Source organism: Bacillus sp. AP50, assembly GCF_040492675.1.
Taxonomy (GTDB): domain Bacteria; phylum Bacillota; class Bacilli; order Bacillales; family Bacillaceae_G; genus Bacillus_A; species Bacillus_A cereus.
The window spans coordinates 1-3737 of record NZ_JBEUTW010000577.1; the positions used below are offsets into that span (position 1 = coordinate 1).

Consider the following 3737-nt stretch of genomic DNA (forward strand, 5'->3'; position numbering starts at 1 on the left):
ATAATAGATAATAGAATACATAGGAGGGGGATGTAAAGTATGAAAGTAGAAACGCTTCCTGTCATTAAAGGAGAAAATAATTTGCCGAATTATGATGAGGCATACGCGAATTTTAACTGGGAAGAGGTTAATAAAAACTTTACTTGGAATGAAACAGGCCGAGTAAATATGGCGTATGAGGCAATTGATAAGCATGCGAAATCCGATCGAAAGAATAAAGTAGCTCTTTATTATCAAGATGGATCGCGAAAAGAGAAATATACATTTAAGGAAATGAAGGATTTTTCTAATAAAGCAGGAAACGTCCTTAAGAATTATGGCGATGTAGAAAAAGGCGATCGCGTTTTTATTTTTATGCCACGTTCTCCAGAGTTATATTTCGCACTTTTAGGTGCAGTGAAATTAGGAGCAATTGTTGGACCGCTATTTGAAGCATTTATGGAAGGCGCAGTTCGCGATCGCTTAGAAGATAGCGAAGCAAAGGTGTTAATTACAACGCCTGAATTGTTAGAGCGCGTACCATTAAATGATTTACCGGCTTTAAAAACAGTTTTCCTTGTTGGAGATAATGTAGAAGAAGGCGGTAAAACGGTAGCGTTCAATCCTTTATTTGAACAAGCTTCAAAAGAATTACATATTGAATGGTTAGGCCGTGAAGACGGCTTGATTCTACATTACACGTCTGGTTCTACTGGTAAGCCAAAAGGTGTGCTTCATGCGCAAAACGCAATGGTTCAGCACTATCAAACGGCGAAGTGGGTATTAGATTTAAAAGAAGACGATGTATATTGGTGTACTGCTGACCCGGGCTGGGTAACTGGAACAGCTTACGGTATTTTCGCACCGTGGTTAGTTGGAGCGTCAAACGTTATTTTAGGTGGACGCTTTAGTCCAGAAGCTTGGTATGAAGCACTGCAAGATTACGGTGTGACGGTTTGGTACAGCGCACCAACAGCATTCCGTATGTTAATGGGAGCTGGACAAGACGCAATTAAAAAATATGACTTATCACAAGTGCGCCACGTATTAAGCGTTGGTGAGCCGTTAAATCCAGAAGTAATTCGCTGGGGTATGAACGCATTTGGACTTCGTATTCATGATACGTGGTGGATGACAGAAACAGGTGGACAAGTTATTTGTAACTACCCTTGTATGGAAATCCGTCCAGGCTCAATGGGTAAACCAATTCCAGGTGTGAAAGCAGCGATTGTTGATAATGAAGGAAATGAAGTGCCTCCTTACACAATGGGTAACTTAGCAATTGCGAAAGGTTGGCCATCTATGATGCGTGGGATCTGGAATAACCAGCAAAAATATGAATCTTATTTCATGCCGGGAGATTGGTACGTATCAGGTGACTCTGCCTATATGGATGAAGATGGATACTTCTGGTTCCAAGGGCGTATTGACGATGTAATTATGACGTCAGGTGAGCGCGTTGGTCCGTTTGAAGTAGAAAGTAAATTAATCGAGCATGCTGCTGTTGCAGAAGCTGGTGTAATTGGTATTCCTGATCCGGTGCGCGGCGAAATTATTAAAGCATTTATCGCACTTCGAGCAGGATACGAACCATCTGATGAATTAAAAGAAGAAATTCGTCAATTTGTAAAGAAAGGCCTAGCAGCTCATGCAGCGCCGAGACAAATTGAATTTAGAGATAAATTACCGAAAACGAGAAGTGGTAAAATTATGCGCCGCGTATTAAAAGCGTGGGAGTTAAACTTACCAACAGGTGACTTATCAACGATGGAAGATTAAGAGAGAAAGGTCTGAACGAAAAATGTTCAGGCCTTTCTTTTTTATGATATCATGAACTTATATATATAAGTTAAAGGGGATAGTATGATGAAAACAGAAAAGGAAAAGATGATACTAGGAGAAATGTACATACCGGCTGATCCAGTTTTAGTTCAAGAGAGGGAGCAAGCTCGTATATTAACGAGAAAATTAAATGAAACGCCAGAAGTACAATTAAAAGAGCGTAGCGAAATCGTAAAAGAATTATTCGGAACGACTGGAGATAACATTCATCTTGAATCTTCTTTTAGATGTGATTACGGCTATAACATTCATGTCGGTGAAAATTTTTACGCGAACTTTGACTGTACGATTCTAGACGTATGCCCGGTAATAATCGGAGTGAACTGTATGTTAGCTCCAGGTGTTCACATTTATACAGCAACGCACCCACTTGATTCAATTGAGCGTATAAGCGGATCAGAATACGGAAAACCAGTTACAATTGGCGATAACGTATGGATTGGTGGAAGAGCAATTATTAATCCAGGTGTAACAATTGGAGACAATGCGGTGATCGCATCTGGTGCTGTCGTAACGAAAGATGTGCCTAATAATGTAGTAGTTGGCGGGAATCCTGCAAAGATTATAAAAAAACTAAAATAATATTTGAACGAAGTGCCTTCCTCGTCTGTATACATTTATGAAAGAATAGATGAGGGAGGCTTTTATATGTCTAATAAATTACTTCTTACTCTTGCTGTAATTGGAATTATAGTTGTATTTTCTTGTGGTCTTTTCTTACCGATACCAATTGGATATAGAGTATCAATGCTTACAGCTGGAGTTATAATGGGTGTTATGTTTTCAATCATTATTCCATTTGATAGAAAACATATAGTACGGAAAAATGGATATAAAATTGATTTTACAAAAACAAAAGTGTATTTTCGCTGGAATGTATTTGACACTATTTCTGTCTGCCTTGCGTTGTATGCATGCATATGTGTGCAGGTTTTAATTTTTTTAGTTCCAATGGGATTTACAATTCAAAATCCATATGTTCAATTTTTTACAAATCAATCGCAGTTGTGGGTTTTTATTGCAATTGCATATTTAATCTCTCGCATTTCATTAACGTTAAAAGGAATAAAGGAGATCAAAAATCATGGCGCAGATTGGGATTGAGGAGGAGCTCATGCTTGCGTATCAAAGTGGAGATAAGCAGGCTGGGGAAAAACTATATGTTTTAATCAAACCAGCGCTATACACATTTTTATATCGATTTAATCGAGATGAACAATTAAGTATCGACCTTGTACAAGATACGTTTTTGACGCTAGAGCGTAAGAAACATATGTATGAACTTGAAAAAGGCAAAATAAAAACGTATTTATTTCAAATTGGTTATCGTCTTATGATTAATAAATTAAATAGGAGAAAAAAGTGGCGTACGCTTTTGCCGTTTTTAGTGCCGATTCCGGAAAAAGAATTTTCTCACGAAGATCGGCTCACAGTTAGAGAAGCAATTTTGAAAGTTCCAGAAGAACAAAGAGCGGTCCTAATCCTTTCTTATTATCATGACATGCAGCAAAAAGAAATTGCAGAAATATTAAACATTCCGATTGGAACGGTGAAATCGAGACTTCATAATGGAATAAAGAAATTGAAACAATTGCTGGAGGTGGACGAAATTGAGCGAAAATCCCTTTAAGAGTGAATATAAGTTAAAGCAACATTTAGATAGTGATCATGTAGAAATACCAGACTTTCCAAAAACGGTAAGTCGATTCGATCGATTAATCGGGTTTCTTGGTTCCCCGGCGAAAGATCCTGTGGAGGCGACCATTGGGAATGATTTATCAGTTGTGTTTCATGTCTCGTTATTAGTTGGGCTTCCGGTTATTTCTATAATTATGATATTAATTATAGGATTTTAAATAGGGTAGGAGAAATGAAGTGCATAGTGAAAGCTATGTGCTTTTTACATTTATACATAT

5 protein-coding genes are annotated in these 3737 nt (G+C 37.8%); all 5 read left to right on the forward strand.

The genetic code is table 11. From position 1 onward, the window contains the following. The first annotated feature begins 39 nt into the window (after positions 1 to 39). The 5 genes from acsA (at position 40) to ABWK52_RS26835 (ending at position 3677) form a co-directional block, all read left to right on the forward strand. Positions 40 to 1758 (forward strand): acetate--CoA ligase, encoded by a 1719-nt coding sequence (gene acsA / locus ABWK52_RS26815; RefSeq protein WP_000862049.1) that lies wholly within the window; start codon positions 40 to 42, stop codon positions 1756 to 1758. 84 nt (positions 1759 to 1842) lie between these two features. After that, entirely contained in the window at positions 1843 to 2403 is a 561-nt protein-coding gene (locus ABWK52_RS26820; RefSeq protein WP_002196921.1) for a maltose acetyltransferase domain-containing protein, read from the forward strand. Positions 2404 to 2469: 66 nt separating this feature from the next. Next, positions 2470 to 2925 carry a hypothetical protein gene (locus ABWK52_RS26825; RefSeq protein ID WP_097961137.1) on the forward strand — a complete coding sequence of 152 codons (456 nt, stop codon included), beginning with the start codon at positions 2470 to 2472 and terminating at the stop codon, positions 2923 to 2925. After that, a complete protein-coding gene (locus ABWK52_RS26830) occupies positions 2906 to 3451 on the forward strand; it encodes an RNA polymerase sigma factor (protein WP_000057185.1) in 546 nt (181 codons plus the stop codon). Before ABWK52_RS26825 ends, ABWK52_RS26830 begins: the two co-directional genes overlap by 20 nt. Next, positions 3432 to 3677 (forward strand): hypothetical protein, encoded by a 246-nt coding sequence (locus ABWK52_RS26835; protein ID WP_001293780.1) that lies wholly within the window; start codon positions 3432 to 3434, stop codon positions 3675 to 3677. The genes ABWK52_RS26830 and ABWK52_RS26835 overlap by 20 nt, the downstream gene beginning before the upstream one ends. The last annotated feature ends 60 nt before the right edge of the window (positions 3678 to 3737 follow it).

Bases quoted from the DNA above. Each gene is read 5' to 3' on its own strand.
- acsA (WP_000862049.1), top strand. From the start codon at position 40: ATGAAAGTAGAAACGCTTCCTGTCATTAAAGGAGAAAATAATTTGCCG.
- ABWK52_RS26820 (WP_002196921.1), top strand. From the start codon at position 1,843: ATGATGAAAACAGAAAAGGAAAAGATGATACTAGGAGAAATGTACATA.
- ABWK52_RS26825 (WP_097961137.1), top strand. From the start codon at position 2,470: ATGTCTAATAAATTACTTCTTACTCTTGCTGTAATTGGAATTATAGTT.
- ABWK52_RS26830 (WP_000057185.1), top strand. From the start codon at position 2,906: ATGGCGCAGATTGGGATTGAGGAGGAGCTCATGCTTGCGTATCAAAGT.